The following is a 26260-nucleotide window of genomic DNA, read 5'->3' as shown; positions in this document are numbered from 1 at the left end:
ATCTTCCCTCCCCGGACTGGTTATGAAAACCTTCCCCCGGTGTCGCAAAACCGGGACACAAAAAGGCATTGACAGTATAATTTTCAATTTTCTAAGCATTAGAATTACCCGAAATTTCGAGTTTTTTTTTAATCCTGGTACTATTTTTGCTTTTAGAATATATCAAAACGATTTACCTGGGGAGGGGTAATCATGCGATATATTGATGAATACAAGGCCAAGCTTTGTTCGGCGGACGAGGCCGTAAAAATAATTAAATCGGGGGATTTGGTGGATTACGGCACTTTCGCCAACGAAGTGGTGGAACTGGATAAAGCACTGGCCAAGCGGAAGGGTGAACTGGAGAATGTTTATATCCGCTCCGCAGCCAGGGTTTACGGGCCGCCCATGGTGGTACTGGCCGACCCGCAAAAGGAAAGCTTCATTTTCAACAGCGGCCACTTTACGTTGATTGACCGGCGGGTGCACGATTACGGGTTATGTTACTACATCCCCATTTTATTCCGGGAATGCCCCAGTTACGTCAATTACACCCGCTGCGATGTGGCTATGATCGCCGTTTCGCCCATGGACGAGCATGGCTATTTCAACTTCGGGCTGTCCAACACCTTTACCAGGGCGGTGTTGAATATAGCGAAAAAAGTGATTGTCGAAGTTAATCCCAAGCTGCCCCGGGTACCGGGTGGAAACAACGAATGCGTCCATATCTCGGAAGTGGACATGATCGTGGAAGCCGACTGGAACGTACCGCCCATTCCCGAAATTCCCATCACCGGGGTGGACCAAAAAATCGCCTCGCTGGTGATGAATGAATTGGAGGACGGGGCATGCATCCAGCTGGGCATCGGCGGTATGCCCAACGCCCTGGGCAAACTGATCGCCCAGTCCGACCTGAAGGACCTGGGCGCCCACACCGAAATGCTGTGCGACGCCTACCTGGACATGTGGGAAGCGGGCAAGCTGACCGGAAAGCGCAAAAACATCGACCGGGGGAAAATGGTGTTCACCTTCGCCCTGGGCAGCAAAAGGCTATACGAATTTCTGGACAATAACCCCGCCGTCGCTTCATATTCGGTGGATTACACCAATTACCCGCACATTATTGCCCAAAATGATAAAGTTGTATCCATCAACGGCGCCATGGAGGTGGATCTCTTCGGCCAGGTGGCCGCCGAGTCAAGCGGAACGCGCCAGGTCAGCGGCACCGGCGGGCAGGTGGACTTCGTCGAGGGGGCGTACCTGTCCCGGGGCGGCAAGGCTTTCCTGTGTCTGCCTTCCACCTATACCGACAAGAACGGGGTCATCCACTCGCGCATCAAACCCACCCTCAGCCCGGGCACCATGGTGACCACGCCCCGCGCCATGGTGATGTACCTGGTAACCGAATACGGGATAGCCAACATGAAGTGCAAGTCCACCTGGGAAAGGGCCGAAGCGCTGGTGGAACTGGCCCACCCCGATTTCCGCGAGGAATTGATCCGGGAGGCCGCCAAAATGAATATCTGGACCAGGACCAATAAAAAGCCGACCATGGAGCAAATGGCCGGATAACTTTTTGGTATATTTTTTTCATTGATCAACCGGAAACTCTCATGCTATTATCGATTTGTGACATACAATATTGTATGCCTCCTCACAAAAATTGACCCCGTAGCAACCTCGGGGTCTTTCTTTTTTACCTCCAACTTCTATACCATTCTCACTTTTGATTTCGCTGCAAAAACCGGTACTTATATCTGGCGCTTCGCCATTAGGCAAGGGGTCATGGCTTTCACACCCCTTTAATGTATACAATACGCCTTTCAAACTTTTACTGGAATACCAGCATGTTTTTGTTTATAATGTTTAAGGGAAACAGATATTTTAAGCGGCAAAGCAGAGGTGAAAAATCATGCTTTGTAAGGATTGCCTATATTTTAAACAATGGAAGAGTATTGAAACGGCGGTATGCCAGAAAACCGGCCAAACCGTGGAAACCTCCAGCAGGCCGTGCGATGACTTCGTCAGTAAAATGCAGTTGACGGACGAGTGGGGAGAATCCACTGAAAATAGATGCAACCGTTGCGGGTAAACAACTGGCGACAGCCCCGGTAAACCGGGGTTTTTATTTTCCAGCCGCCGGGTCTGAAACCACCGGCTTTCGGCCGGAAAGCTTTTACGCCTGCTTCTTGACCCTGCTTAAAAACGGGGTTTTGAGGAAGCGGTAGAATAATAAAATGCGGGAGAAGTGTTGGCCAACCTCTCCCGCACCGTGGATCAAGACGTTTTTTTAGCAAGGCTCAATTTGCCGTCCCGGGCGCTGAGCACCACGGTTTCCCGAGGCGCAATTTCACCTTTGATAATCATGCGGCTCAGTGTCGTTTCCACTTCTTGTTGAATAAGGCGCTTCAGCGGCCGGGCGCCGTATACCGGCTCGTAGCCTTTGCCCGCCAGGTAATTCAGTGCCGCCTCATCCCATTCCAGCCTGATTCCGGTTCCGGACTCAATCCGCCCGGCCAGCCTTTCCAGCAGCAGGCCGGCGATCTGTCGCACCTGGGCCTGGCTTAAGGCGTGGAACACCACGATTTCGTCCACCCGGTTGAGAAACTCGGGGCGGAAGTGCTGGCGCAGTATGCCCAGCACGCTTTCTTTCATCCGCTCAAAGTCGCCGCCCCGCTCCTGCTGGGCCAGGATTTCATGGCTGCCCAGGTTGGAGGTCATAATCACCACGGTGTTCTGGAAGTTCACCGTGCGCCCGTGCCCGTCGGTCAGCCGCCCGTCGTCCAGGAGCTGCAGCAGGATATTGAACACGTCGGGGTGGGCCTTTTCAATTTCGTCCAGCAGGATCACCGAGTAGGGCTTGCGCCGCACCGCCTCGGTGAGCTGGCCTCCTTCCTCGTAGCCGACATAGCCCGGGGGCGCGCCGATCAGCCGGGACACGGCATGTTTTTCCATGTACTCGGACATGTCCAGCCGGGTCATGTTGCGCTCGTCGTCGAACAGCGCCTGGGCCAGCGCCCGGGCCAGCTCGGTCTTGCCCACGCCGGTTGGCCCCAGGAAAATAAAGCTGCCGATGGGCCGGTTGGGGTCCTTGATACCCGCCCGGGCGCGCAGCACCGCGTCGGCCACCGCCCGCACCGCCTCGTCCTGGCCCACCACCCGCTTGTGCAGTTCTTCGTCCAGGTGGATCAGCTTCTCCTTTTCCCCCTCCATGAGCTTGCTCACGGGGATGCCGGTCCAGCGGCTGACCACCCTGGCCACATCTTCTTCGTCCACTTCCTCTTTCAGCAGCATGCCGTGTTTCTGCTTGCCGGCCAGGTGCTCCTCTTCCGCCTTCAGGCGCCGCTCCAGGTCATTCAGCCGCCCGTATTTCAACTCCGCCAGGCGGTTGAGGTCGTATTCACGCTCGGCCCGCTCGATTTCCTGGCGGGTTTCCTCAATTTCCTTTTTAATCTGGCGTACCCGGGAAATGGCCTGCTTCTCCACCTGCCACTGGGCCTTCATGGCGTCGGCCTCGCTCCGCAACCCGGCCAGCTGTTCCTTGATTTTCTTCAGCCGCTCCCGGGATGCCTGGTCCTTCTCCTTGCCCAGGGCCGCCTCCTCGATTTCCAGTTGCATGATCCGCCGGGTGATTTCGTCCAGTTCCGCGGGCATGCTGTCGATCTCGGTGCGCAGCCGGGCCGCAGCCTCGTCCATCAGGTCGATGGCCTTGTCGGGCAGGAAGCGGTCGGAAATGTAGCGGTCGGACAGGGTAGCCGCCGCCACCAGGGCGCTGTCCTGGATGCGCACCCCGTGGTGCACCTCGTAGCGTTCTTTCAGACCGCGCAGGATGGAGATGGTATCTTCCACCGACGGGGGACTCACCATCACCGGCTGGAAGCGCCGTTCCAGCGCGGCGTCCTTTTCCACGTGCTTGCGGTATTCGTCCAGGGTGGTTGCGCCGATGGTGCGCAGTTCCCCCCGGGCCAGCATGGGCTTCAAAATATTGCCCGCGTCCACGGCCCCTTCGGCCTTGCCCGCGCCCACCACGGTGTGCAACTCATCAATGAACAGGATAATCCGGCCCTGGGACTGCTGCACCTCTTTCAGCACAGCCTTCAGCCTTTCCTCGAACTCACCGCGGTACTTGGCTCCGGCCAACAGCGAGCCCATGTCCAGGCCGATGATGCGCTTTTCTTTGAGCCCCTCGGGCACATCGCCGGCCACGATACGCCTGGCCAGCCCTTCCACGATGGCCGTTTTACCCACTCCGGGTTCCCCGATAAGCACCGGGTTGTTTTTGGTGCGCCGGGAAAGAATCTCGATCACCCGGCGAATTTCATTGTCCCGGCCGATCACCGGGTCCAGCTTGCCCTCGGCGGCCAGCTTGGTCAGGTCGCGACCGTAGCGTTCCAGCGCCTCGTAAGTGTCCTCCGGGTTTTCCCCGGTGACCCGCTGGTTGCCCCGCACCGCCCGCAGGGAGTTCAGCAGTGCGTCACGGGTCAGCCCCGCCCGGCGCAGCGTGTCCCTGGTTTCCGGCTCGCCGTCCTCCAACAGGGCCAGCAGCAGGTGCTCCACGCTGACATAGTCGTCCTTCATATTCCGGGCTTCCTTTTCCGCCCGGGCCAGCGCCCTGGCCAAACCGGAGCCCAGGTACATCGATCCTTCATAACCCGTAACGGACGGGATTTTTTTCAGCAGTTGCTCCACCTGGCCGGTCAGCATCACGGGGTTGACCCCGGCGTGCTCCAGAAAGCGGGGCGCCATGCCTCCCTCCTGGGCCAGCAGCGCCGCCAGCAGGTGTTTGCCCGTAACCTCCTGGTGATGTTTTTCCGCAGCCAGTTGCTGGGCCGCGGCCAGGGCTTCCCTGGACTTCTGGGTATAGCGATTGATATCCATTACAGAATTCACCTCCTCTTCAAGCGCTCGATTTCATCCTGCAGTTGTTCAATTCTTTCCAATAACTCAAGGATAATGGCCGCCCCCGGCAGGTTGACCCCCAGGCTCCTGCGCAGGCGCAGCACTTTTTGGACCCGCGCCGCCTGGCTGGCCGGGATAAGCCCCCGCCTGATTTCCACAATGCCGAATTCCTCCAGTTGTTGGACCAGGTCAGGGTGAATCTCCAGGGCGCCTGCGTCCACCCAGGCGTCTTCATCACCCGCGGACAGAGTATGGCGATATAGCTGGATGTAGTATTTTCGCACCGCCCTCACACCCCTTTCCTGAGCGCGGCCAGCTGCCGGTAAAGCCGTTCCTCTTCCGCCGACAGGTGTTCCGGAATGTCAATATTTACCCGCACGTATTCATCGCCCCGGCCGTCCCTGCGCGGCAGTCCCTTGCCCCGCAGGCGCAGTCGTTTGCCGGAGCGGGTGCCCGCCGGGACCTTCATGGTCACCGGGCCGTCCAGGGTGGGCACGGTCACCCGGTCGCCCAGCACGGCCTGCTCGGGCCGCAGGGTAATTTCGGTTTCCAGGTCCTCACCCAGTACCTTGAACACCGGGTGCGGCAACAGGCGCACCTTCAGGTACAGATCGCCCCGGGCGCCGCCGTTCAGACCCTCGCCGCCCTGCCCTTTCAGGCGGATCCGGCTCCCTTCGCGCACCCCCGGCGGAATCTTGACCGTCAGTGTCCTGGTGGCGGTGGTTTCCCCGGTTCCGCCGCAAGCCGGGCAAAAGGCCATGTCGTTGTGTCCGGTGCCGCCGCACGCCGGGCAGAGTTCCCCGGTGGACAGCTGCAGGGTTTTTTCCCCGCCGCGGTAGGCCTCTTCCAGGGTGAGTTCCAGCTCGCTTTCCACGTCCTGGCCCCGCAGCGGGCCGCGGTGGGCCGCCCGTCCCCGGGCCGCCCGCCCGAAGGGGGACGATCCGCCGAACAGCAGTTCAAAGAAATCGCTGAAGCCACCGGCGCCACCGTCAAAGTTGGTGTAAAACTCAAACCCGTCCATATCCGGCGGCGGCCGGAAATCCTGGCCGGCCTGCCAGTTGGCCCCCAGCCGGTCGTACTTGGCCCGTTTTTCCGGGTCCTTCAGCACCTCGTAAGCCTCGTTGATCTGCTTGAACTTTTCTTCGGCCTCTTCCTTGGCCTTGCCCGTGTGCAGGTCCGGGTGCCACTTGCGGGCCAGCTTGCGATAAGCCGCCTTTATTTCCTTGTCCGTTGCGTTTCTGTCAACACCAAGTATTTTATAGTAATCCTGAAACGTTACTCCCATTACCTATCACCTACCCTCCGGCTACCCGCACCATGGCCGTCATCTATTGGCTTGCCCCCTTTCGGGCGTAATTTTATTTCTCTTCGAACTCGGCGTCCACCACATCGTCATCGCGCCTGTTTCCTCCTGTCCCGGTAGTTCCGGTTCCGCCACCGCAGGTGCCGCCGGCGCAGCCGCCCGCTCCCGCCCCGGCCTGACCGTAGGCCGCCTGGGACAGGGAGTAGGCCGCTTGCCTCAGATCGCCGCTCAAGGTGCGAATGCGATCAACGGGCGCGTTTTCCTTCAGCGCGGACCTCAGGTCACCAAGCAATTGCTCGATACGCGCTTTTTCGTGTACCGGCACTTTGTCGCCCAGGTCCTTGAGTTGCCGCTCCACCTGGTAGGCCAGCGTGTCGGCCTCGTTGCGCGCCTCCACTTCCTCCCGGCGCTTTTTGTCCTCGGCGGCGTGGGCTTCGGCTTCCCGCACCATCCGGTCGATTTCCGCCTGGTCGAGGCTGGTGGAGCCGGTAATGGTAATGGTCTGCTCCTTGCCCGTGGCCTTGTCCCGGGCGCTAACCTTGAGAATGCCGTTGGCGTCGATATCAAAGGTGACCTCGATCTGGGGCACGCCCCTGGGCGCCATGGGAATGCCCTCCAGCTTGAACTGCCCCAGGGAGCGGTTGTCCCGGGCCATTTCCCGCTCGCCCTGCAGCACGTGGATATCCACCGCGGGCTGGTTATCCTCGGCAGTGGTGAATACCTGGCTGCGCCGCACGGGAATAGTGGTGTTGCGCTCGATAATTTTAGACATGATTCCGCCCAGGGTTTCCACACCCAGGGAAAGCGGGGTCACGTCCAAAAGCAGTACATCCTTGACTTCCCCGGCCAGCACGCCTCCCTGGATGGCCGCGCCCACGGCCACAACTTCGTCGGGGTTGACGCCCTGGTGCGGGTCCTTGCCGCCGGTCATTTCCCGCACCAGCCTTTGCACCGCCGGAATCCGGGTGGAACCGCCCACCAGGATCACCTCGTCAATGTCCTTTTCGGTGAGCCGGGCGTCGGCCAAAGCCGCCTTGACCGGCCCGCGGCACCGCTCCACCAGGTGGTGGGTCAGGTCGTCGAACTTGGCCCGGGTCAATTTCATTTCCAGGTGTTTGGGGCCACTCGCGTCGGCGGTGATAAAGGGCAGGCTGATCTGGGTTTCCAGGGTGGAGGAAAGCTCAATCTTGGCTTTTTCCGCCGCTTCAGTCAGCCGCTGCAGGGCCTGCTTGTCGTTGCGCAGGTCGATGCCGTAATCCTTTTTAAATTCCCCGGCCATCCAGTCCACGATGGCCTTATCGAAATCATCACCACCCAGGTGGGTGTCACCGTTGGTGGCTTTAACCTCAAATACCCCGTCGCCCACTTCCAGGATGGAAACGTCGAACGTGCCACCGCCCAGGTCGAATACCAGGATGGTCTGGTTGGCTTTTTTATCCAGGCCGTAAGCCAGGGCCGCCGCCGTGGGTTCGTTGATGATCCGCAGCACGTTCAGGCCGGCGATCTTACCGGCATTCTTGGTGGCCTGCCGCTGGGCATCGTTAAAATAGGCCGGCACGGTAATTACCGCGTCGGTAACCTTCTCGCCCAGGTACTTGGAAGCGTCGTCCACCAGCTTGCGCAGCACCATGGCCGAAATCTCTTCCGGCGCGTACAGCTTGCCGCGAACCTCAAACCGAACCGCGTCGTTGGGACCGGGGACCACTTTATAGGGCACCAGTTCCCTTTCCTCCGCCACTTCCGAGTACCGGCGGCCGATGAACCGCTTCACTGAATACAGGGTGTTGGCGGGGTTCAGCACGGACTGGCGCCGCGCCACCTGGCCCACCAGCCTTTCCCCGTCTTCCTTGAAAGCAACCACCGAAGGAGTGGTGCGCGATCCTTCAGCGTTGACTATCACCACCGGCTTGCCGCCTTCCATCACCGCCACCACCGAGTTGGTGGTGCCCAGGTCGATTCCTACTGTTTTTCCCATTTGCACAACCTCCTTGTGGCAAATTTTTAATACCAATGAATAATGCTTTATTACCAGTATTTTTCATCACTTCCGCGCGATATATACCAACCTGGTTCCCTTACTTTGACTTTGACCATCCTTGACCTTAATATAGTACAGACTTTTCCTCAAGTCAATATATTTTAATAAATTACCAGTCACCCCTGACAAAAAATTTAGCCCGGAGTTATTGTGATTGTTATTTCATTCACTTATAATTTTACTATAAAATGGATAAGTCATAGGCGGCGAAGTACATGCCGCTGATGTGCACCAGCAGGGTCTCCGTGGCATTTCACACCGCCACGTACTGGGTTTTGGAGTCCAAAGCTATTTACCTTAGTATCCATTTAATAACAACAAGCTGTTTCCTCCCCCGTCCACGGAAACATATCCAATTCCCCCCAAAGCCGATAAGTCTTGCACAGCAAGACCTTACACATTGTGCATTCTTTTGAGCAATACCACACACTCCACGTGCCTCGGGGTATCTGTATGCCTACGTGGTTCCACCGCCCTGAAAAAACCGGACAAGGATTTAGACCATCCTTCCAGCATAAATATTGACCATTTTTTTATTGATTTTTATGGTTATATTGCATACAATAACATTGAACTATTACATCCTATTACCGGAGGTGATTTTAATGATCGTTTCATCATCTGAGTTCAAAACTAATATCGGGCGCTATCTCTCTCTTGTCAGCAAAGAGGACATAATCATTACGCGAAACGGAAAACGTATCGCCCGCCTGATAGCGGAAGAGGAAGATAAAGTCGCCATCGCAAAGTCCCTCATCGGCATCCTGCCGAGCACGGTTACCAAAGAAGATGCGAAAGAGGAGAAGGTCAAACGCTATGAAAATCTTGATTGACACAAACGTCATCCTTGATATGCTTGCGAAACGCGAACCGTTTTTCACGTCCGCGGCAAAAGTTATTTTTCTTTCCGCCGAAGATAAGGTAGAAGCGTATATCACATCCAACATTGTGACCGACATTTACTACATCGCCCGCCGTCACTATATGCGGGAAAGCGAGGCAAGGGACATGCTCCACAAGCTGCTGAAAATCACCAGCGTACTTGATGTTGGACACAGAGAGTGTCTGAAGGCTCTTGAATTACCGATGGAGGATTATGAAGACGCTTTGCTTTCGGTATGCGCCAAACGAGTAAACGCCGATTATATCGTTACGCGTGATATGGAACATTTCAGAAATTCGCCCGTTCCCCCAATCTCTCCTGAAAATTTTCTACAAAACCTGTAACAACCGGCCGCCCGATTGATGGCCGGTTTCGTAGCTGTTATGTACGACAACATAATAATAACACGCATTTAGCTATGCCAAGGTCCACCGCCTGAAAAATTAACCCCGCCGCCCGGTACAGGTTGCCCGCCTGAACGTTTTCCATGGAAATCTCGACACCGGCAACCTTATCTCCTGCCTTTCTCCCCGGGCTACGGAAACCACCAAGTGCACCCTGTTGCGCTTTTCGTTGCAACAAACCAGCTCAAAACCGGTAATCCGGTAATCCCGGCTCGTTACTTCTTTTTCCACCCGGTCCAAGAAGCTATGTTCAGCACTATAATTATTTATTGACGGCAAGGCAAAAATTTTTTTTGCCAAAACTATTGTGATTGTTATTTCAATCACTTATAATTTTACTATAAAATTGATGGAGGAACAAGTTTATGAAAATACTGGTACCCCTGGACGGCTCGGAAAACTCCATGCGGGCCGTGGAATATGCTTTGAGCCTGGCTAAAAAGTGCCCGGGCGTAAAGGTTGGCCTGATTTCCGTGGTATATCCTTTTACCTCCACCCAGGCCGGAACCAGCATGGAAAAAGCCAGGGAACTATTTACCCGTGAAGGAGTTAAAGTCAGCACCGAGATCCTGGAAGGCGATCCCGCGGAAACAATTATCAAGTACGTCAACGACCACGGGATAGACACTGTCATTATGGGCAGCCGCGGCATGGGGGCGCTGAGAGGTATGGTCCTGGGCAGCGTCAGCTACAAGGTGCTTGGGAACGTTCACGTGCCGGTAACTATTGTCAAATAGCTTATCCTGACTCGTTCATTTATTTAATACATATCCTTTGTCATACCAACACCCTCTCCCACCCGGGCGACGCCCGGATTTTTTCGGTTTTAAGAAAAATGTAAGACATCATTAAATTTAATTTAATCTTTGCTATTTATATTTTATACTGTTATTAAAATTAATTGGGGAGGCAAGATCAGATGACCGAATTGAACCAGGTTTTCAAGTGCGGCATTTGCGGCAACATCGTGGAGGTGCTGCATGCGGGCAAAGGCAGCCTAGTGTGCTGCAACAAACTAATGGAATTACTGCAGGAGAATACAGTTGACGCATCCGTGGAAAAGCACAAGCCGGTGATGGTAATTGAAGGAGACGAGGTGGTTTTCAAGGTCGGCAGCGTCAGGCATCCCATGGAGGAAGAACATTACATTGAATGGATTGAGGTGCTTACCGGAGGCAATGTATACAGGAAGTTTTTAAAGCCCGGTGACAGTCCGGAGGCAAAGTTCAAAGTGGATGACGAAAATCTCAAGGCCAGGTGTTACTGCAACCTGCACGGGCTCTGGAGCATGCAAGAGTAACGCGATTGTAATTCCTGATAAAAGGGAGCGGCATTGTTTTAAAGGGAGCGACAGGCGTTTTCGCCGGAACGGTTTTACCTGGCGAGCGCCCGAGTGGCCGGGCGCGGCAACAGCAAAAAGGGGGGTCCGAAATGCACATCACATGCCCGTAACAATTAACAAACCTCCCGGGGGAACATTAGATAAAGTAGACACACTTCTTTAACAGGTTATCTGCCGGTTGTCAACTTGTCAATTAAAGTACTTACGCCCTTCACCCCTCCATAGCTCATGGTAGCCTAGGCCGAGTGGTCATCGATTGCTTTCCACATGATGCAACTTGGCGGCTTGGCCTTGACCGCCGTGGTAAAATGTGAGGTGGAGTCGGGCGGGACAATTACTTATACCGTCGACAAATATAGGTTGTTTATTTTTATGATGAAATCGTGGGCAGCACCGGCTCGCTTGAACGGATGCCGTTGCGCTGTCCGGCCTTGCGCCGGCAGCGCCATTTCTCAACCGGGGTAGCGGCTTTTTCCACCGCGGGCTTTTCAACAAATATCAATTCCCAGAGCTTGCGCGTACTTTCCGGCATTGACCGCAGTCCATAATAGTCCTCCAGAAATGCCTCACTTACCTTTTCCTTTCCGTAGTATTCAAACAGCCACAATATCTGTTCCCAGGAACCCCGGGCCAGAGTGGTTTTTATTATAAATTTAAAATGGTTTTCAGTGTCAATGGTGTCAAAGACATAATTTCGAAAAAGAGTTCTGAAAAAATGGGGTAGTTTCATAAAAGGCATCTCCCGTTACTTCGGCTTTACCACATTTTCGTTTAAATACCTTCTTACCAGCGACTTGAAGTAATTCTCCATTTCATTTGATGGTTTTGTCCGCTGTGTTTTGCATAAATGGTCATCTCCTTTATTGGTAGTTATAACCATTTAAGCAAAACTTCAATATCCGCATGGAACACCGGAACCGGGGCTCTACCTGCAAATACGTCAAGGCTTTAGGCCTATGTTTCCAAAAGGCCGGCGGCAGGCATGTGCAAAATCACTCCTTACCGGTAATAAGCCAATTGGTCGGCCCACGAAGTATAACCATAGTAATGCTGCAGATCCTTTTGGCCCGGCATTAAATCTACGATCCTGACCGGGCTACCGCCATTGGCATTGATCAGCCAGACAGCATTATCTTTTAGATAGACGATATGAGCGCCATCCCGGGACCAGAGGGCATAGTCGATTCCCGTGCCGGCTTCATCCAGCCGCCGGGCATTGGCGCCGTCGGCATCCGCTATCCAGAGGGACCATGTTTTTTTCCAGTTTGCATAATCAACGCCGCCGGCATCTTCCCGTTCGTCGGCCTGTAAATAAGAGATGCGGGTGCCGTCCGGCGACCAGTCCGGGTAGAAAGTTACTGTACCGGGCCGCCGGGGCAGTTCTGTGCATTTCCCTGTTTTGGCATCATAGACGACCAGGTATTTATTATGCCAGATTTCCCTGCCGGACCCTGCAACTGCCATAAGCTTCCGTCCGTCCGGGGACCAGGACAGCCACTCGGGGTAAAGAAGAGTGGTTGCTATTTGGTTTGGTTTGCCGCCGACCAATGACAGGGAGAATAGGTATAGCCCGTCAGCCATAAGGGATGCCGAATGCCCCGGTGTCACCCAAAACAGAACCTCTTTACCGTCAGGCGACCAACCGGCGAGTATTATCCCGGCACTTTCTGCAACATGCAACCTGAACGGTTTTCCCCCATAAGTTGGAGCAACGAAAAGGGCGTCACTGCGGCTGCCGGGGTCCTGTTTGTCGTAGGGCAGCGTGTCTGCATAAGCTATGGTTTGGCCGTCCGGCGACCAGGCAAAGGAGAAAATATGCGTGTTGCCCCGGGATATTTGGCGGGGTGTTTTCCCGGGCTGGAACAAATAAAATCCTTCACCTTCCACACTGGTGGTAACGGCAAGCACATCAGCGTTGGGCGACCAGGCGAAATCCAGGGAATGAACCGGTGACGGCAAACCGTTTACTTCTTGTGCCCGGCTTCCGTCCGCCTTAACGATTCTGAGCTTGTTGTCGTCACCAAGATAGGCCAGCCATTCCCCGTCCGGGGACCACTGCGGTTTGCCGGTCAGGCCAGTGTCGCTTAACCTTGTGAGCGTACCGTCATCCCCGTTTAAGACGTAAAGCCGATTTTGCCAGATAAACGCCAACCGCCCCTGACCGCGCCACGCTTCATTATTAGAGCGTGGCGATTCTGCAGTGGACTTGTCGTGTCGGACGGGGTCGACATCCCCGGTTTGGTCAGATTCATAAGGCTTGCTGCAGCCAGCTAAAGTAAATAACGCCGTTATTAGCAACAGAATGACGGAAAGTTTTGTGGCGGCGATTAGTTTCATAATAATATTCCTTCCTTTGGTTATTGCTTGATTGACTAATCTCTTCTTTATAATAAAGACGGCAAAAATACGCAAATGTTCCGGAAATAATGGTGACTGGCAAATCTTCTAAATTACTGGCTTTTGCGCAAATATTGTCGTAATAAGTTGTTAAATTATTTAATAAAACGTGAACCAAAACTACTTTTCGCCCGTCTTATAGTTTCCAGGTGGTGAAATACCATCTTTTAAGGATATTTATACTGTGTATATTATTAAAGTCAGCGATTCTTATAAAGGTGATGTTGAACCTGGTGAAACAATAGAGGTTAAACAGATAGGTGGGGAAACTGAGACTACCGTTTATATAGTAGTAGGTAGTGTAAAACTCGAAAAGAATAAAAAGCATGTAATGTTTCTTTTTACTTATGAGAATACTCCTCCAGGTTTATTAAATCCTATTCAAAGTACTTATTATGCAATAACAGACAGTTCCGTAAATAAAGAGCTTTTAAGCATAAATACAAATAATGATTTAACGCTCACAATCTAGGATTTAAAGAGAATAAAGAATAAAACTAAAAAATGAGACGGATAACAGGCTTAATCAGTTAAATATAATTCAATGGTTTTCTTTTTACCTCAGCGAAACAAATCTTTAATCATCCGCTCCACCAGTACTTCCTGGTACACTGCCTTGCCCACCTGCAACATGGATTCAATCAACTTACTGTCCCATGATACCCGCTGACCGGCAAGTTTTTTTACCTGCTCCGAAGCCAACTTGACGCCTTTGGGCGCCTGCATGTAAGCGGTGTTATCAAAAAACCAGGGCTTAAAAGACGCGCCGTACCTTTCAGCCAGCCGCTGGCCGATCTCCAGGCCCCGGGGATCAAAATCGCCACCGTAGCATATTGTACACCCGGCCTCAACAAGCTGATCCAGGAGTTTCAGGGCCGCCACGCTGGGCTGCCCGCTGGTGCAGACTAAGGCCGGAATTTCAGCTCTACCTTCGGCAAAATCCAGGATAGCGCTAAAAACGGCGGGGTTCTCCAGCGTGTAAACCGTTGCCGGCAGCCACCCGGTAGATCTTTCCACAAAGCGCAGAGGCAGCAGCAAAGGGCTGGCGGTAGCGGTGGAGGTGGTGAACACGGGTTCCCGGGGATCCCCGGGGCGTACTCGCAATCCGGCCACGATAACGTTGGAAGACACGTCATCTTCCTCTAATCCCGCCCGGCTGAAAAGAACCTTTCTTCTTTCCGCTCCGTATTCAGTTTCAGAAAGCCGGTACATATGATGCAGGCCGAAAAATAAAAGCCGGCCCAACGGCCTATCACCATCCAGGGCGTGGGGGTCGCCGGTTAGCCGGGCAGCAAATACGGGCAGCCGCTGCCGCCGGCCGGGGTATTGCACCAGCCGGTCCATAGCATCAACACAGGTTTTCAGTAGTTCCGCGGCCTCAAGTTCATTTTGCCGGTACATGGCCAAAACTGTTCGGTATCCCGTCCCCCTACCGGCGGCCAGTTCAGCCAGCCAATCGCGGGTTACCGGGGTGAGGGTCTGCTCCTGTAGCCCGGCAAAGAATGCGAACCATTTCCGGCTCTCCAGAAGGGCCGTCTCTTTATTGGGCAAAATCTCGGCACCGAAATATAAAGACAGAAACTCCGGCAGGGTAATATCGAAGCGGCTTTGCTGCAATATATCGTTTACTTCCCGCAGCTTGACTGAGACCTCGGCATGGTCCCGGCAGTCCCGGCCCAAAAAGCCTGACAACACGTCGCGCTCTTCCGGGGAGAGACCGTTCAACTTTACTGCGCCCCCCACCCGGCCCAGCGACCTGTACTTTTTGCCGATTGCGTCAAACAGTTTTTGAAAACAGTTATGGCTGAAGTATTCCTGCATTTCCCGGTCCTCCCAGGGGGTCAGGCCTGTCCTAACCATATTAACTGTAAAATTAGTATATATGAATAAGAGAGTTAAGCAATTAGGAAAGGCCTGACCCCCACATGCTACCCGGCCTGTTCCACCGTTTCATCTTCCAGTTCCTCGTCCACCAGCACCCGGCGGGTGCCGTTCCAGTAGTAGCGGATCAAAGTAACGTAGTCAACGTCCCGGGGCCGGTATACTTCATAAATAGACAGCCTGGGCACGGTATCGTAGCAGCCCCACAGCACCTGGCTGGTCATCATGTAATCAAAGCTCATGTGGGTCAATAGTTCAAACATGACCCGCATGTTTTCCTCGTCCACCCCGGCAAAGGCCTCGTCCAGGCAAATGATCCGGGGGGCCTCCGGGCGGGAGTCGTTATACCGGGAGTTGGCCGCCGCGAAAAGCGGAATATACATGGACAGCGCCTTTTCACCGCCGCTGAGCACGTTGAACCGGGCGTCGGTCAATTCCCGGCGGGGTTGCCCGCCTTTTTCGTAATACAGAGTGAACTTGAACCATTGACGGTAATCCAGCAGGCGGAAAATCCACTGGCGCAGGGTGTCCTGCTGGTCGGCTTCCAGCTTGGCCCGGGTAATACGGGAACGAAAGTGCTCGATCATTTGCTCAATATGCTCGTCCCGCAGCTGCCGGGGGTCGGTTTTTAACAGCCGCACCAGTTGCGCGGTATCCAGTTCCTTTTCATTGGCCGCCGCCCGGGGCTCCCATTTCAGGTGCAGGCGCAGGCCGCTGGAAGTTTCCCGCTGCTGCATCAAACCGTTCATCTGCTGCACCCATTTTTCGGCCCGGTATATTTTGTCGCGGATGGCCTTGCCCACGCTGTGCAGGATAATCTGCTCGTACAGTTCCCGGTCCTTCTGGCTCAAAAGATGTTTTTGTTCCTCTTCCAGTTCTCTTAGTTCCTGCACCAGCAGGTGCGGCGGCACCGGGTTTTGCCTGTCCCTGGTGAACAGTACCAGCAGGCGGTGAGTGTCATCTGCAGTGACCGTTTCCGGGGCATAATCGTGCAGCGCCTGGCGGGTGTTATGAAACACGTCATGCAGCTGGTCGGAAAGCTCGGTATACGTTTTGCCGGCATACCGCTCCCGGTAGCGCTGGTCAACCTGGCCGGCAGCGCGGAAGACAGCCGGCCTGTCCGCCGGGTCAAACATAACCTCGGTCCAGTCCGCCACCAGGCGCCTGTCCCACTCCACCAGCCACCGGGCAGTTTGCTGTTTCAGGGCGGATTCCGCCTGTTCCAGTTGCCGGGCCGCCTCTTCGGCTTCTTTTAGCGCCACGGCCAGGTCGATTTTTATTTGGGTTACCTGCCCGTCCAGTTGTTTGATCAGCTTTTCCAGCTCTTTTTGCTGCTGCTCCAGTTTGTGCAGCCGCCGGTCAATATCAGCGATGCCCAATTCCTCCAGCAACTGCTGGAAAACCTCTATTTTATACCGCACTGTCCGCAGCCGCTCCTGCAATCCGGCCAGTTCCGATTCTTCGCGTTCAACGTTTTCCCCGGCCTCCGCCAGGTCTTTTTCCACCCTCGCCAGAGCGGACAGGGCGCTTTTATGTTCCGTCCAGAACGACTTCAATTCCCCCAGGTGGTCCCGGTAGACATTCATTTGTTCCCCGGCTTGTTCCAGGTCACTTTCGGTACGGGGGATGTTCCAGCCCGCCATATGCTCGTGCAGGCGGGCGGTGGCCTCCTGCAGCTGTTTGATGACCTCCCGCAGGAAGCTGTTTTTACTTTGTTCTTCCTCCAGGGCAGCATCCAGACGCAGCCGTGCTTTTTCCAGGCTGCGTAGAGCCTCCTGCAGGATCTCGCTGCCGGGAAATGCTTTGATGTCTTCTTCCAAACGGTCTGCTGTCGCTTTCAGCAAATCCAGCTGCTCCCGGCAGGCGGCTATGGCTTTTTCCTCTTCCTCAATTAATCCTTCCAACCTGGCCATCTCTGCCATCCTGGTGCGCTGCCGGGTCTCCTTGCCGATGAACTCGGCCCGCTCTTTAATGGCGGCTTTGCCGCACAGCGCGCCCAGGCGAAAGTAACCCTGTCCGGTGATCACGGCTTCATCCGGTTTACCGGCTTCACCTGGTCTGCCGGCGTCTCTCGCCAGGCAGACGGTGCGCAGCACGTCGTCGATTATTTCCACTGTCAGACCGCTGTTTTCCGGCAAGGTGGGCACCAGGTAATCCGCCAGGGTTGCCCGCAGCAGTTGGGGGGCGGGCTTTAACCAGGTTTCTTCTTCGTTGGGGCCCAGTATGCCGATACCCTCCGGCGACACCCATGCATCCAGCAGCCCCGCTTGCTGCAGGGTGGATTCCAGAGCCGCCTTTTTTTCCTCGGTCAATTCCGGTTTAAACTCGCACAGAGCGTAAAGGGGCGCGCCGGCGCCGGGGCGCTTTTGCCTGGAATACTCCCGGGCGGCGCTGCGGGGCGGCTCCGGTTCCCGGAGGTTCTTCCACTGCTGCCATTCCCGGGTCAACCGGTCTTTTTCCTCCGCATGTTGCTGCAATTTGTTTTGCCACGCCATCCGATCTCCGGTAATTGCCTCCCTGGCGGCGTGGTAAGCCTGCATAACGGGTCTTCGGACATTTTCATATGGTTCGTCGGGGAATAAAGCCAGAGCCTGCATTACCCGGTGCAGGTCCTCATCCGCCAGGGACAGGCGGGATAGATGCCGGCGCCAGTGGAAGATTTTTTCTTCCTGTTCCCGGCGGGCCTGTTCAAATTTATCCTCTTCCCTGCGCGTATGATCTTCTGCCGCTTCTCTTTTTTCCCTGGCCTGGCTGGCATCTTTTTCGGCCTGCACCCGGCGGGTTTTTAAAATGCTTTCTTCCCGGGCCAACTTGATGGCCCGGCCGATTTTCGCCTGGTGCTCCCGCACGTCCCGCTCCCAGGCCGGCCACAGGGAGCCGTCAGCGGGAACGTCCCCGTCCCAGCGCCGGTGGTAGGTATCATGGTAGCCAAAGTCCACATCCCGGGCCAGATCCTCCATATCCTGCAATACATCGTTCTGCCGGGCGGCTAGGGCCTCCCGCTGCCCGGTTAAAGTCTTTTGTTCCTCCCGGGCTTGGGCTTGCTTGTCCCGCCAAAATTGCAGGCGTCCGGCGCAGTTGTTCATGTTACGGCGCAAATCTTCCTGCTCCGCCCGCAGGCGGTTGAGCTCCGTTCGTTTTTCCACCGCTTCGCTGGAAATCAGGGTCTGGTATTCGGTTTTGGCCCGTTCCTGGTCAGTGTCGGCCTCCTCCCGGGCGCTGGTTTTTTCCTCAAGCTCCCGGGCGAGGCTGGCGGCTATGTTCCGGCGCTCGCCGGCCTCGCGTTTCCGGTCGTCCCGCTGCTTTTTCTGCTGCAGCAATGACCGGGATTCATTGTAAAGCAGGTACTCGTTATACTTGTTGTATGCCCGGTGCAGCCTTTCCACCTCCATCAGGTGCACCGCCAGTTCATTGAGCCGGTCATTGATTTCATCCATGTCCTCAAGCACTTCGGACAGCGGGCGCAGCTCTTCTTCCTGCAGGGCGGGCAGCGCCCCGGTGAGTATTTCGTAAATGGTCGAAGGCTTGAAATCCTTTGACAGCTTGGGGCTGCGCAGCTGGATTAAAAGGTCCAGCAACTCCTGAAAGGATTCAATCTTTTCGTAGCCGAACAGTACTTTGTTGACCAACCGCTTATACTCACCCTGCTCGGTGACCACCTGCCCCCCGTTGCCGATGACTTCCTCCAGCTGGGCGCGGGTCAGTGGAATTTTCACCTCCCGGCCCTGGCTGTAATCTTTTTCGTAAAGCAAAATATCCCGGCCCACCCGTCGGTTGTCGGTAATGACGAAACCCCAGAAACCCAAATTGGGGCTGTTTCTCCGGGCTCGCAGGCCGATGCCGACCGTCAGGTAGCGATCCTGTGCCGGGTGGTAAAATTCCAAGTACAGGTAACCGGTGCGGTCGGTATGACCGCTGTCGGCTTCCAGCAGCAGGTAATAATCGATCCGCCGGTCCTTGGAACCGAAGGGGTCCAACCGCCAGGGCCGCTTATCCCCGTCCAGCACCAGTGGCAGAAAACTCTGCATGGTTACCGATTTGCCCGAACCGTTGGCCCCGCGTAAAATCAACCGGCCACCGGCCAGGTAAAATTCAGCCTCGTCATAATACCAGAAATTAATGATCCCCGCCCGGTTCATCTGCCAGCGATCCGCCATCATTCATCCCCACCATAAACATCATAGTCTCCGTTCCAGCGCCCCAGAGCAGCGTAAATCCATACCTGCCCGTCGTCTTCCCGGCCGGCCAGTCCCCATTCTTCCAGGTGGGCCAGCACTTCTTCCGCCAGCTCTCTGCTCCGGGCCTGCCGGTGCTGCAGGCTCCACAGCATTTTATACTTTTCCTTTAATCTCAGTATAATTCCCTCCAATTCAGCCAGGGTCAGCCCGATGCGTCCGCCTTCCTCGATATGGATGTTACCTTCGTCGCGGGCCAGCATGCGCCGCAATTCACCGGCCAGAAGCAGGGCAATATCCGAAACCCCGCGCCCGGTGGGAAAAAGATACATTTCACCGGAAGTCTCGGGATAATAAAACAAAAGCCCCTCCCGGTAACGCTGCCCTTCCAGGCCGGCAAAGTTGGCCAGGTTTTCCAGGATGGTATGTCGCTGGGTGCGCACGTAATAACGCTCATCTTCGTTCCATTGCCAGTCGTATACCACCGGTTCCTGCAGCAAGCGGCGGTAAACGTGGTGGCGGCGCTTTTTCAGCTGGCCTTCGGGGGTATCGGGGTACGTTCCCGCCTCAAATGCGGCAATGGAATCATAGGTGGTCAAGTCCCGGGGAAACCGGCGTAAAACATAACGGGCCAGGTAGGAAGATTCGTAAAGCACATTGTGTTCGTGGCCCGATCTGGCCCAATCGGACTCGTCCCCGTCCACCGCCACCAGTACACCAAGCGCTTTAAGCTGCTTCAGCGCCCGGGCCATGGACAACCGGTGGGTATACAGGGTCCAATCCAGGAAAACATCCTGGCCGGCCAGGTATTCCCGGATTTCTTCCACCATATCGGTGAGCAGGAATTGATCCATTTCGTTTTTGCCCTCCAAATACCAGAGACAATAGGTAAACAGGGCGTAATCCCGCGGTTCGGAAAAACTTTCAAATCCCATCCAGGTTTGCGCTTGCCCCGGCGCTTTTTCCAGTTTGGCAAATTGCCTGTTGAGTAATAAAGCAAAACCGCAGTATTCGCCGAACCAGTCCCGCAGTTCCTGGTACTGCGCCCTGATGTACTCGAAAAGCTCGGGCTCGTCCTGCTTGGTGATCCAGTTGCGGTTCAACAACGCCTGGATGCACTTTTGGCGAATATCCTTAACACTCTCACCCGTTTTGCTCATACCGCTCTCCCGTTCCGGCGCTGAATTTCAATAAATAATTGGGCATGTCCAGTTCCCCGTCATCGCATTCCAATCTGGCTCTTTCCCGCCCGGCGGGCATTTCCAGGCTGATCCCGATACCCTCGGGGGTTAATATCCGTCGCGATTTATTGGCCATGCACCGGCCGATCCAGTACAGCAGGTAATAGCGATCCCTGGCGGATACCGGGTCCAGGTCGGCGATCCGAACTTCCCGCCTGGCCAGGTATTCTTGCAGTACCGCCATTTCCTCTTGCTGTGCCAGCAGAAAGTTCTCCCTGGCCTTTTGCTGCCGCTCCCGCTGATCCTTGATGGAACAGGTGCCGGTATCCCGGAGCCGTTTTCTGCTGCGGGAACGCAGTTCCCTGATGTTGGGGCCTGCCTGCCACATGGACACGTCGGCGTTATCGGTACCCTTTTCGTCCACCCCCTGGAAATGGCGGCAGCGGTACAGGCCGAATACATGAGCCGCCAGCCGGTGGGATGCGTTGATATCATCCAGGGTGAAAAACCATTTACCCAGGTAATCCAGTTCTCGCCGACGGCTGACGCCCAGGCGGTGCTTTTCCTGGATCCGCAGGGCGTTGCGCACGATCCGGGCGATGGTGTCCTTGGTGGTCTGCTCCAGGAAATACACGTCGCTGGGCTCGTTTTCGTAACCCGCGAACCAGCGCACCATGCTTTGCCATTCCTGCTGCAGCCGGTCCAGTTGTTCTTCGGGGGTTACAGGTTCGTCCAACAGGGGCCGGGCGGCCAGGTCCCGCTGCACATTGGCCAGGAAGGTATTTACTATGCCCGGGTCCATGGTGGCCAGCACCGCCTCTATTTTGTAAGCATGGCGCTGCAGCCCCTGGATAAAATCCTGCAGGTACCGGGTCACGGAGTCCTTGTAGGCTAAGAAAGCCTCGGTCAGCATCAGTTCTTCCACCTTGGTGCTCTGCAGGCTGGCGATATAGTCGGAAGCATTCTCGGTGAGCTTGATAAAATCACCGTAGATTTTTTCCCACAGTGCCACCGCCTCGCCCGGCGGAAACTGACCGGAGGCCTTTTCCAACCGGTCCAGGTTTTCAGCTATGCTCTCAAACAAAGACGGCTCCAGAGAACCGCCGTAGCCGCGAATTTTTTCCAGCCCCGCCACCAGGCGCTCAATTTCCACCGCGTAGGGAGTCATTTGGTAACGGAATTTTTTGCGCAGGTATTCCTCCACCGTGGCTGAACGGCCCCCGTCGTGGCGGGGCACCAGATTGCCCCACTCCACCAGCTGGTTTAAATCCTTCTGGCACTGTTCCAGGGTGTAATCTTCCTCCAGCAAACCGAAAGCCGTCACTCCATCGTGAACTTCCTGCGGTTTCAGCCAGTAGCGCAACCGCTGGTGCTGTTCATAAAAATAGCGCATGATGCAGCGGTAGCGACCGACATTTTGCGCATTCAAGTAGCTTGTTTCGACTATCGGTTTGAGTAACGATGCAGTCATATCAATCAATTCCTTTGGTAATGCATTTGTATAATTATAGCATATAAAGCATAGGAGTTCCTGATTTTGTCATAATGCAACCTTCCCTACCTTAAGCAAAGTATTTAGCCGGCTTTTATTAGTGGAAAGGGGATACACCTCATTTAAGGAAAGGGGACACACCTTCAGCGGAAAGGGGATACACCCCTTCGAAGGAATGTCCCCAACGTATGAATGTCCACGATGGAATGTCCCCAATGATCTGATATAATACGGGTAGATTATGATATGCTTACCCTCACTCATAGTGTGTCCAAAGCCGCAATATCCTGACACAATGCCTATCATTGTCCACCGCATAAACAAGACGGTGTTTGATGCTTATCCGTCGGGAGTATGCACCTTTGAGGTCTCCAACCAGCTTCTCGTACGGCGGTGGATTTTGAAAAGGATTATTTTTCAAGACTTCAAGCAGTTTAAGAACCGCATCTTTTAATCCCGCCTGCTTAATCAGCTCAATATCCTTTACCGCACGTTTGGCAAACTCTATCTCTTTACTAAACTCGCGTCATTAATATCCAAGCAACAGATTTGAGAAAATATCCTGCGAGATGGATAAGGGCCGAGTCTATTAGATAAATAGGCTCAGCCCTTAATTTTATGAACTCACCTTCACGTTAGATCGCGAAACCCCTTGATTTGTATGGCTTGGCGGAGAGAGTCCGGGGCACCATTTAACGCCCTGGGTTTTTTGAACATTTTAAGCTTTTGGGAAGTACCTTTTTAAGAGACCGTAGAAAGCCATGCAATGTCTGGCTTCGTCTTTGCACGCTTCATGAATGGCATCATGGATAGCGTCCTGTCCTTCCTTTTTAGAGCGGATGGCGATTTCCTTTTTCCCGCGGTTGGCGCCGGCTTCGCCATCTACCAACCTTTTCAGGTTTTCCTCCGTGCTTTCGCTTAATACTTCCCCCAGGAGTTCGGCGAAGCGAGCTGCGTGGTGAGCTTCTTCCCAGGCTATCCGCTTCATTGTCCTGACTTTATCAGCTCACCTAGCGCAAACCCGCATAAAACCTGAAAATAAAAAAATAAAAATGCGCAAATTGCCACTACAGAAATTCCTTTATTTTACAGAACCAGCTCCTCCGCAGGAGTAACATTTTTTGGTGGTTTAATCCGTAGCGCCCGTAAAATTTTATTGCTCAACTCCGTGCCTTTAGCTTTAACGTAAAACTTTTTCTGCTCAACTTCCATCTCAACAAAGGCCAACGAGTTCAACGCCTCCCGGATTTTTTCCGGAGAAGCTGCTACATTGGCTTTTTTGAGCCGAAATTCCAGGGTTCTTTCCAGAAGGAAAGCCAGAAAACATACCACAAAGTGACCTTTGATTCTTGGTTCTGTCCAGTGGAAAACGGGCCTGACTTCCAGGGTGCTCTTCATGATGCGAAAAGATTCTTCGATCTTCCATAAGGTATGGTAAGCGTCGAGGACATCCTGTACCTCAAGCTCCTTTTCGCTGGTCTGAATGCCGTAGTAGCCGTCAAACCTCTCGTCTTTGGCAATGGCCTCCTGGTCTAAAACCCACTCAAGTTCGCCCGTTCCTTTGAGGTATTTTTTGCCGCCGCGCTTGTTGCTGGCTTTAATCTGGGATTTGTTTTCCAAAAGGGATTTGGCCTTTTCAATCAGCCTTTCCCGGTCGGCCCGGTCTTTCTTGGCCCTGGTCGGAGAATAAGTAACAATCAGCTTTTCCGGCAACTCGAATATTTTGCCGTTCTCTTTCATCCGATTGGTGTAATCAATTACTTTGTAGCAAATTTTCTCTTCCGGGTCCAACTCGGTATACCCGTCGGTATCCAAAATCTCTTCCTGGATCCTTTTAGGCATGTTTTTAATTCGGGAAGCAACGATGTAACCGTACCCTTTATCGACAATTTTTTTCAGGTTAAACTTACTGTTTAAGCCCCGGTCGGCAACAATGATCACCCTGCGGATTCCAAAGCGTTGCTCCAGTTTTTCCAAGGATACTTCCAGGGTTTTCCCTTCAAAGGTGCTCCCGGGGAATAATTCGTAGCCAATGGGTCGGCCTTCGCAGTCCATGAGCAGGCCCAGCACCACCTGCATTTCATTGAATTTGCCGGCTTTACTGTAGCCGAAATCTTTTAAAGTATCTGCCTTGACGCTCTCAAAGTGAAAGGTGGTAACATCGTAAAAAACAACATCCACTTTCAGGTTAAAAAGGTGGCGATTTTTCTGAAACAAATATTTTTCCAGCATTTCCTTATGGTCACAAAGAAAATCCAGGGATCGGTACAGGTGATTCAAGTCCACCGGCGGTAGCTGAGCATAACGATCTTGATGATGGTAGGTGCCCAGTTTACTGCGCGGTTCTAATAAATGCTGAACGGCCATGAGAAAACAGGCGTTGTTTAAGTCAAACCGGGTTTTCCCGGACTCTTTTAGCTCCGTTAAAATCCTATCCAAGCCAAACTCCTTCCATATTTTTTGGTAAACGATGTACCCCCAGTTGGCGATTTGGGCTTCGGAGAAAGACTCCAGATCAACCCTGTTTTTGACCTTGGACAACTCCTGTAAACGGATGGCCAAGCGCTGGATGCTGGGATTGTTCTCGATCTGGTCCAGGCGACCGAAATTTAACACAACCTTATGTTTGACGGTTCCGTTTTCCCGGTAGGACTTCACCAGTTGAGCATATTCGTGTTGGCCTGATTTGGTAATCTTGATAAACATGGCTTGATTATACTACTAAAATTAGCTATGTGCAAGCAGTGAAGGGCATCTCGAATATCAACATTGCCACTACAATTTTTTCGACGAAAAAGTTTTGGCCTTGATTTTGCTGGGTTTTTAGGGTCGAAATGGGCAAAAATCGTTATGAACTGATAAACTCAGGAGAAAATATCCTGCGAGATGGATAAGGGCCGAGTCTATTAGATAAATAGGCTCAGCCCTTAATTTTATGAACTCACCTTCACGTTAGATCGCGAAACCCCTTGATTTGTATGGCTTGGCGGAGAGAGTCCGGGGCACCATTTAACGCCCTGGGTTTTTTGAACATTTTAAGCTTTTGGGAAGTACCTTTTTAAGAGACCGTAGAAAGCCATGCAATGTCTGGCTTCGTCTTTGCACGCTTCATGAATGGCATCATGGATAGCGTCCTGTCCTTCCTTTTTAGAGCGGATGGCGATTTCCTTTTTCCCGCGGTTGGCGCCGGCTTCGCCATCTACCAACCTTTTCAGGTTTTCCTCCGTGCTTTCGCTTAATACTTCCCCCAGGAGTTCGGCGAAGCGAGCTGCGTGGTGAGCTTCTTCCCAGGCTATCCGCTTCATTGTTTCGGCTATCTCCGGATAGCCCTCCCGCTCGGCCTGGCGGGCCATAGCGATATACATTCCCACCTCCATGCACTCTCCCCTGAACTGCATGTCTAAATCCTTTTCAAAACCGGAGCCTTTCGCCACACCTATTTTATTCCAGTCCACAAGATCCGGGCCGGAGGTGGTCAACAGCTCGAATTTTTCCTTCGGGGCTCCGCAGTTAGGACATTTTTCCGGTGGTGTTTCCCCTTCGTAGACGTACCCGCAAACTGTACAGCGCCATTTTTTCATAGCATTTATCTCCTTGAAAAGTTTGAATATTAAATCCGGTTTCTCCAGGCAAAAAGTTTTTTTAATTCCGCCAAACTTCACAGACCCATTTTTCCATACCATACAATCCCCTTTTAAACAGAATTACCTGCACCCTCCGTCAACTTCTTCTTAAGCTCCGTCAGACTCACTCATCCATATAATACTCGGGCGGGCCGCATGTTTTCATTTCCAGCATCATTTTTTCAAAAACGTTGTAATGTTTTTCCTCCTCGTCCGACAGGAGTTCAAAAACCCTTTTTACTTCGGGTCAGTCACCTTACTGGCCATCTCCCTGGAAAAATTTAAAACCTCTTTGGGCAGGAGCAGTTTTTCTTCCGGAATATAGCTGACCGGCGAGTCAATCAATTTTTGCGGGGTCCACGATAACTTTAATGCGTTCAAGCATCTCGTCCAAAAGGTAGTGTTTTACGGTATCGACCAGCGCAATTTTGTCATCCACAATCAAATAAGCGTTATAGGTGGTTCCCCTGGGCGTCAGGTAGCCGTGAAAATAACGCAAATCCCAGTCAATACCGCCAACCCAATAGATGTTCGGTTTGATTTCAACAGGTCTTGTTGCGATCACCCTTCCAAAAATACTTTTTTTGAAACTATTTTTCCTGAAATTATCAGAACCTACATTTTAACCACTCCCTGGTAATTGCACTTACTTCTATTTAGTGA

Annotated in this window: 21 protein-coding genes and 2 pseudogenes; 7 read left to right on the top strand and 16 right to left on the bottom strand. The window is 53.6% G+C overall.

Annotation, left to right across the window (positions count from 1 at the left end; all coding sequences use genetic code 11):
• The first annotated feature begins 192 nt into the window (after nucleotides 1–192).
• Together IT084_RS12580 and IT084_RS12575 are read left to right on the top strand one after the other, a co-directional pair.
• The gene (locus IT084_RS12580) at nucleotides 193–1551 is read left to right on the top strand and encodes an acetyl-CoA hydrolase/transferase C-terminal domain-containing protein (protein WP_207744571.1); all 1359 of its coding nucleotides are present in this window, start codon (nucleotides 193–195) and stop codon (nucleotides 1549–1551) included.
• A 340-nt stretch (nucleotides 1552–1891) separates the two neighbouring features.
• Nucleotides 1892–2071 (top strand): hypothetical protein, encoded by a 180-nt coding sequence (locus IT084_RS12575; RefSeq protein ID WP_195713248.1) that lies wholly within the window; start codon nucleotides 1892–1894, stop codon nucleotides 2069–2071.
• A gap of 185 nt (nucleotides 2072–2256) precedes the next feature.
• On the opposite strand, the gene clpB is transcribed toward IT084_RS12575, so the two are convergent.
• The 4 genes from clpB to dnaK form a co-directional block, all read right to left on the bottom strand.
• Nucleotides 2257–4857: an ATP-dependent chaperone ClpB gene (clpB, locus tag IT084_RS12570; protein WP_195713247.1), complete on the bottom strand. Its 2601-nt coding sequence runs from the start codon at nucleotides 4855–4857 to the stop codon at nucleotides 2257–2259.
• 8 nt (nucleotides 4858–4865) lie between these two features.
• Entirely contained in the window at nucleotides 4866–5162 is a 297-nt protein-coding gene (locus IT084_RS12565) for a chaperone modulator CbpM (protein ID WP_195713246.1), read from the bottom strand.
• Between the two features lie 5 nt (nucleotides 5163–5167).
• Nucleotides 5168–6163 (bottom strand): DnaJ C-terminal domain-containing protein, encoded by a 996-nt coding sequence (locus IT084_RS12560; protein ID WP_195713245.1) that lies wholly within the window; start codon nucleotides 6161–6163, stop codon nucleotides 5168–5170.
• A gap of 73 nt (nucleotides 6164–6236) precedes the next feature.
• Nucleotides 6237–8156 carry a molecular chaperone DnaK gene (gene dnaK / locus IT084_RS12555; protein ID WP_195713244.1) on the bottom strand — a complete coding sequence of 640 codons (1920 nt, stop codon included), beginning with the start codon at nucleotides 8154–8156 and terminating at the stop codon, nucleotides 6237–6239.
• Between the two features lie 668 nt (nucleotides 8157–8824).
• Here dnaK and IT084_RS12550 point away from each other — a divergent pair.
• Together IT084_RS12550 and IT084_RS12545 are read left to right on the top strand one after the other, a co-directional pair.
• Nucleotides 8825–9052 (top strand): type II toxin-antitoxin system Phd/YefM family antitoxin, encoded by a 228-nt coding sequence (locus IT084_RS12550; protein ID WP_195713243.1) that lies wholly within the window; start codon nucleotides 8825–8827, stop codon nucleotides 9050–9052.
• The gene (locus tag IT084_RS12545) at nucleotides 9036–9446 is read left to right on the top strand and encodes a PIN domain-containing protein (protein ID WP_195713242.1); all 411 of its coding nucleotides are present in this window, start codon (nucleotides 9036–9038) and stop codon (nucleotides 9444–9446) included. Before IT084_RS12550 ends, IT084_RS12545 begins: the two co-directional genes overlap by 17 nt.
• Nucleotides 9447–9545: 99 nt before the next feature.
• Here the strand turns inward: IT084_RS12545 and IT084_RS12540 are convergent, their stop codons facing one another.
• On the bottom strand, nucleotides 9546–9746 hold the full coding sequence (locus IT084_RS12540) for a hypothetical protein (protein ID WP_195713241.1): 201 nt from the start codon (nucleotides 9744–9746) through the stop codon (nucleotides 9546–9548).
• 125 nt (nucleotides 9747–9871) lie between these two features.
• Between IT084_RS12540 and IT084_RS12535 the strand changes: the two genes are divergently transcribed.
• Both IT084_RS12535 and IT084_RS12530 read left to right on the top strand, forming a co-directional pair.
• On the top strand, nucleotides 9872–10243 hold the full coding sequence (locus tag IT084_RS12535; protein ID WP_195713240.1) for a universal stress protein: 372 nt from the start codon (nucleotides 9872–9874) through the stop codon (nucleotides 10241–10243).
• A 182-nt stretch (nucleotides 10244–10425) separates the two neighbouring features.
• Entirely contained in the window at nucleotides 10426–10806 is a 381-nt protein-coding gene (locus IT084_RS12530; RefSeq protein ID WP_195713239.1) for a desulfoferrodoxin, read from the top strand.
• Nucleotides 10807–11218: 412 nt separating this feature from the next.
• Here IT084_RS12530 and IT084_RS12525 read toward each other — a convergent pair whose 3' ends face one another.
• Nucleotides 11219–11578, bottom strand: a complete 360-nt coding sequence (locus IT084_RS12525) for a DUF6922 domain-containing protein (RefSeq protein ID WP_195713238.1) — start codon at nucleotides 11576–11578, stop codon at nucleotides 11219–11221.
• Nucleotides 11579–11847: 269 nt separating this feature from the next.
• Nucleotides 11848–13185: a PD40 domain-containing protein gene (locus IT084_RS12520; protein ID WP_195713237.1), complete on the bottom strand. Its 1338-nt coding sequence runs from the start codon at nucleotides 13183–13185 to the stop codon at nucleotides 11848–11850.
• A gap of 244 nt (nucleotides 13186–13429) precedes the next feature.
• Between IT084_RS12520 and IT084_RS12515 the strand changes: the two genes are divergently transcribed.
• Entirely contained in the window at nucleotides 13430–13717 is a 288-nt protein-coding gene (locus IT084_RS12515; RefSeq protein WP_195713236.1) for a hypothetical protein, read from the top strand.
• Nucleotides 13718–13806: 89 nt separating this feature from the next.
• Here the strand turns inward: IT084_RS12515 and IT084_RS12510 are convergent, their stop codons facing one another.
• The 9 genes and pseudogenes from IT084_RS12510 to IT084_RS12470 all read right to left on the bottom strand — a co-directional run.
• Entirely contained in the window at nucleotides 13807–15066 is a 1260-nt protein-coding gene (locus tag IT084_RS12510) for a TIGR02679 family protein (protein ID WP_195713235.1), read from the bottom strand.
• A 107-nt stretch (nucleotides 15067–15173) separates the two neighbouring features.
• Nucleotides 15174–19286, bottom strand: a complete 4113-nt coding sequence (locus tag IT084_RS12505; protein WP_195713234.1) for a TIGR02680 family protein — start codon at nucleotides 19284–19286, stop codon at nucleotides 15174–15176.
• Entirely contained in the window at nucleotides 19283–20461 is a 1179-nt protein-coding gene (locus IT084_RS12500; protein WP_195713233.1) for a TIGR02678 family protein, read from the bottom strand. The genes IT084_RS12505 and IT084_RS12500 overlap by 4 nt, the downstream gene beginning before the upstream one ends.
• On the bottom strand, nucleotides 20445–21953 hold the full coding sequence (locus tag IT084_RS12495) for a TIGR02677 family protein (protein WP_195713232.1): 1509 nt from the start codon (nucleotides 21951–21953) through the stop codon (nucleotides 20445–20447). The genes IT084_RS12500 and IT084_RS12495 overlap by 17 nt, the downstream gene beginning before the upstream one ends.
• A 277-nt stretch (nucleotides 21954–22230) precedes the next feature.
• Nucleotides 22231–22482, bottom strand: a complete 252-nt coding sequence (locus IT084_RS12490; RefSeq protein WP_195713272.1) for a Txe/YoeB family addiction module toxin — start codon at nucleotides 22480–22482, stop codon at nucleotides 22231–22233.
• A gap of 210 nt (nucleotides 22483–22692) precedes the next feature.
• A pseudogene (locus tag IT084_RS12485) lies at nucleotides 22693–22959 on the bottom strand (NADH peroxidase); the annotation flags it as partial.
• A 101-nt stretch (nucleotides 22960–23060) separates the two neighbouring features.
• The gene (locus tag IT084_RS12480) at nucleotides 23061–24680 is read right to left on the bottom strand and encodes an IS1634 family transposase (RefSeq protein ID WP_195713231.1); all 1620 of its coding nucleotides are present in this window, start codon (nucleotides 24678–24680) and stop codon (nucleotides 23061–23063) included.
• 329 nt (nucleotides 24681–25009) lie between these two features.
• A complete protein-coding gene (locus IT084_RS12475) occupies nucleotides 25010–25555 on the bottom strand; it encodes an NADH peroxidase (protein WP_195713230.1) in 546 nt (181 codons plus the stop codon).
• Nucleotides 25556–25937: 382 nt separating this feature from the next.
• Nucleotides 25938–26159: pseudogene (locus tag IT084_RS12470) on the bottom strand (FprA family A-type flavoprotein); the annotation flags it as partial.
• Between the last annotated feature and the right edge of the window lie 101 nt (nucleotides 26160–26260).

The organism is Desulfallas sp. Bu1-1, from assembly GCF_015594625.1.
Classification (GTDB): domain Bacteria; phylum Bacillota; class Desulfotomaculia; order Desulfotomaculales; family Desulfallaceae; genus JADNRQ01.
The sequence above is the reverse complement of the archived record's forward strand: the minus strand, read 5'-3'. Positions and strand labels throughout refer to the sequence as shown.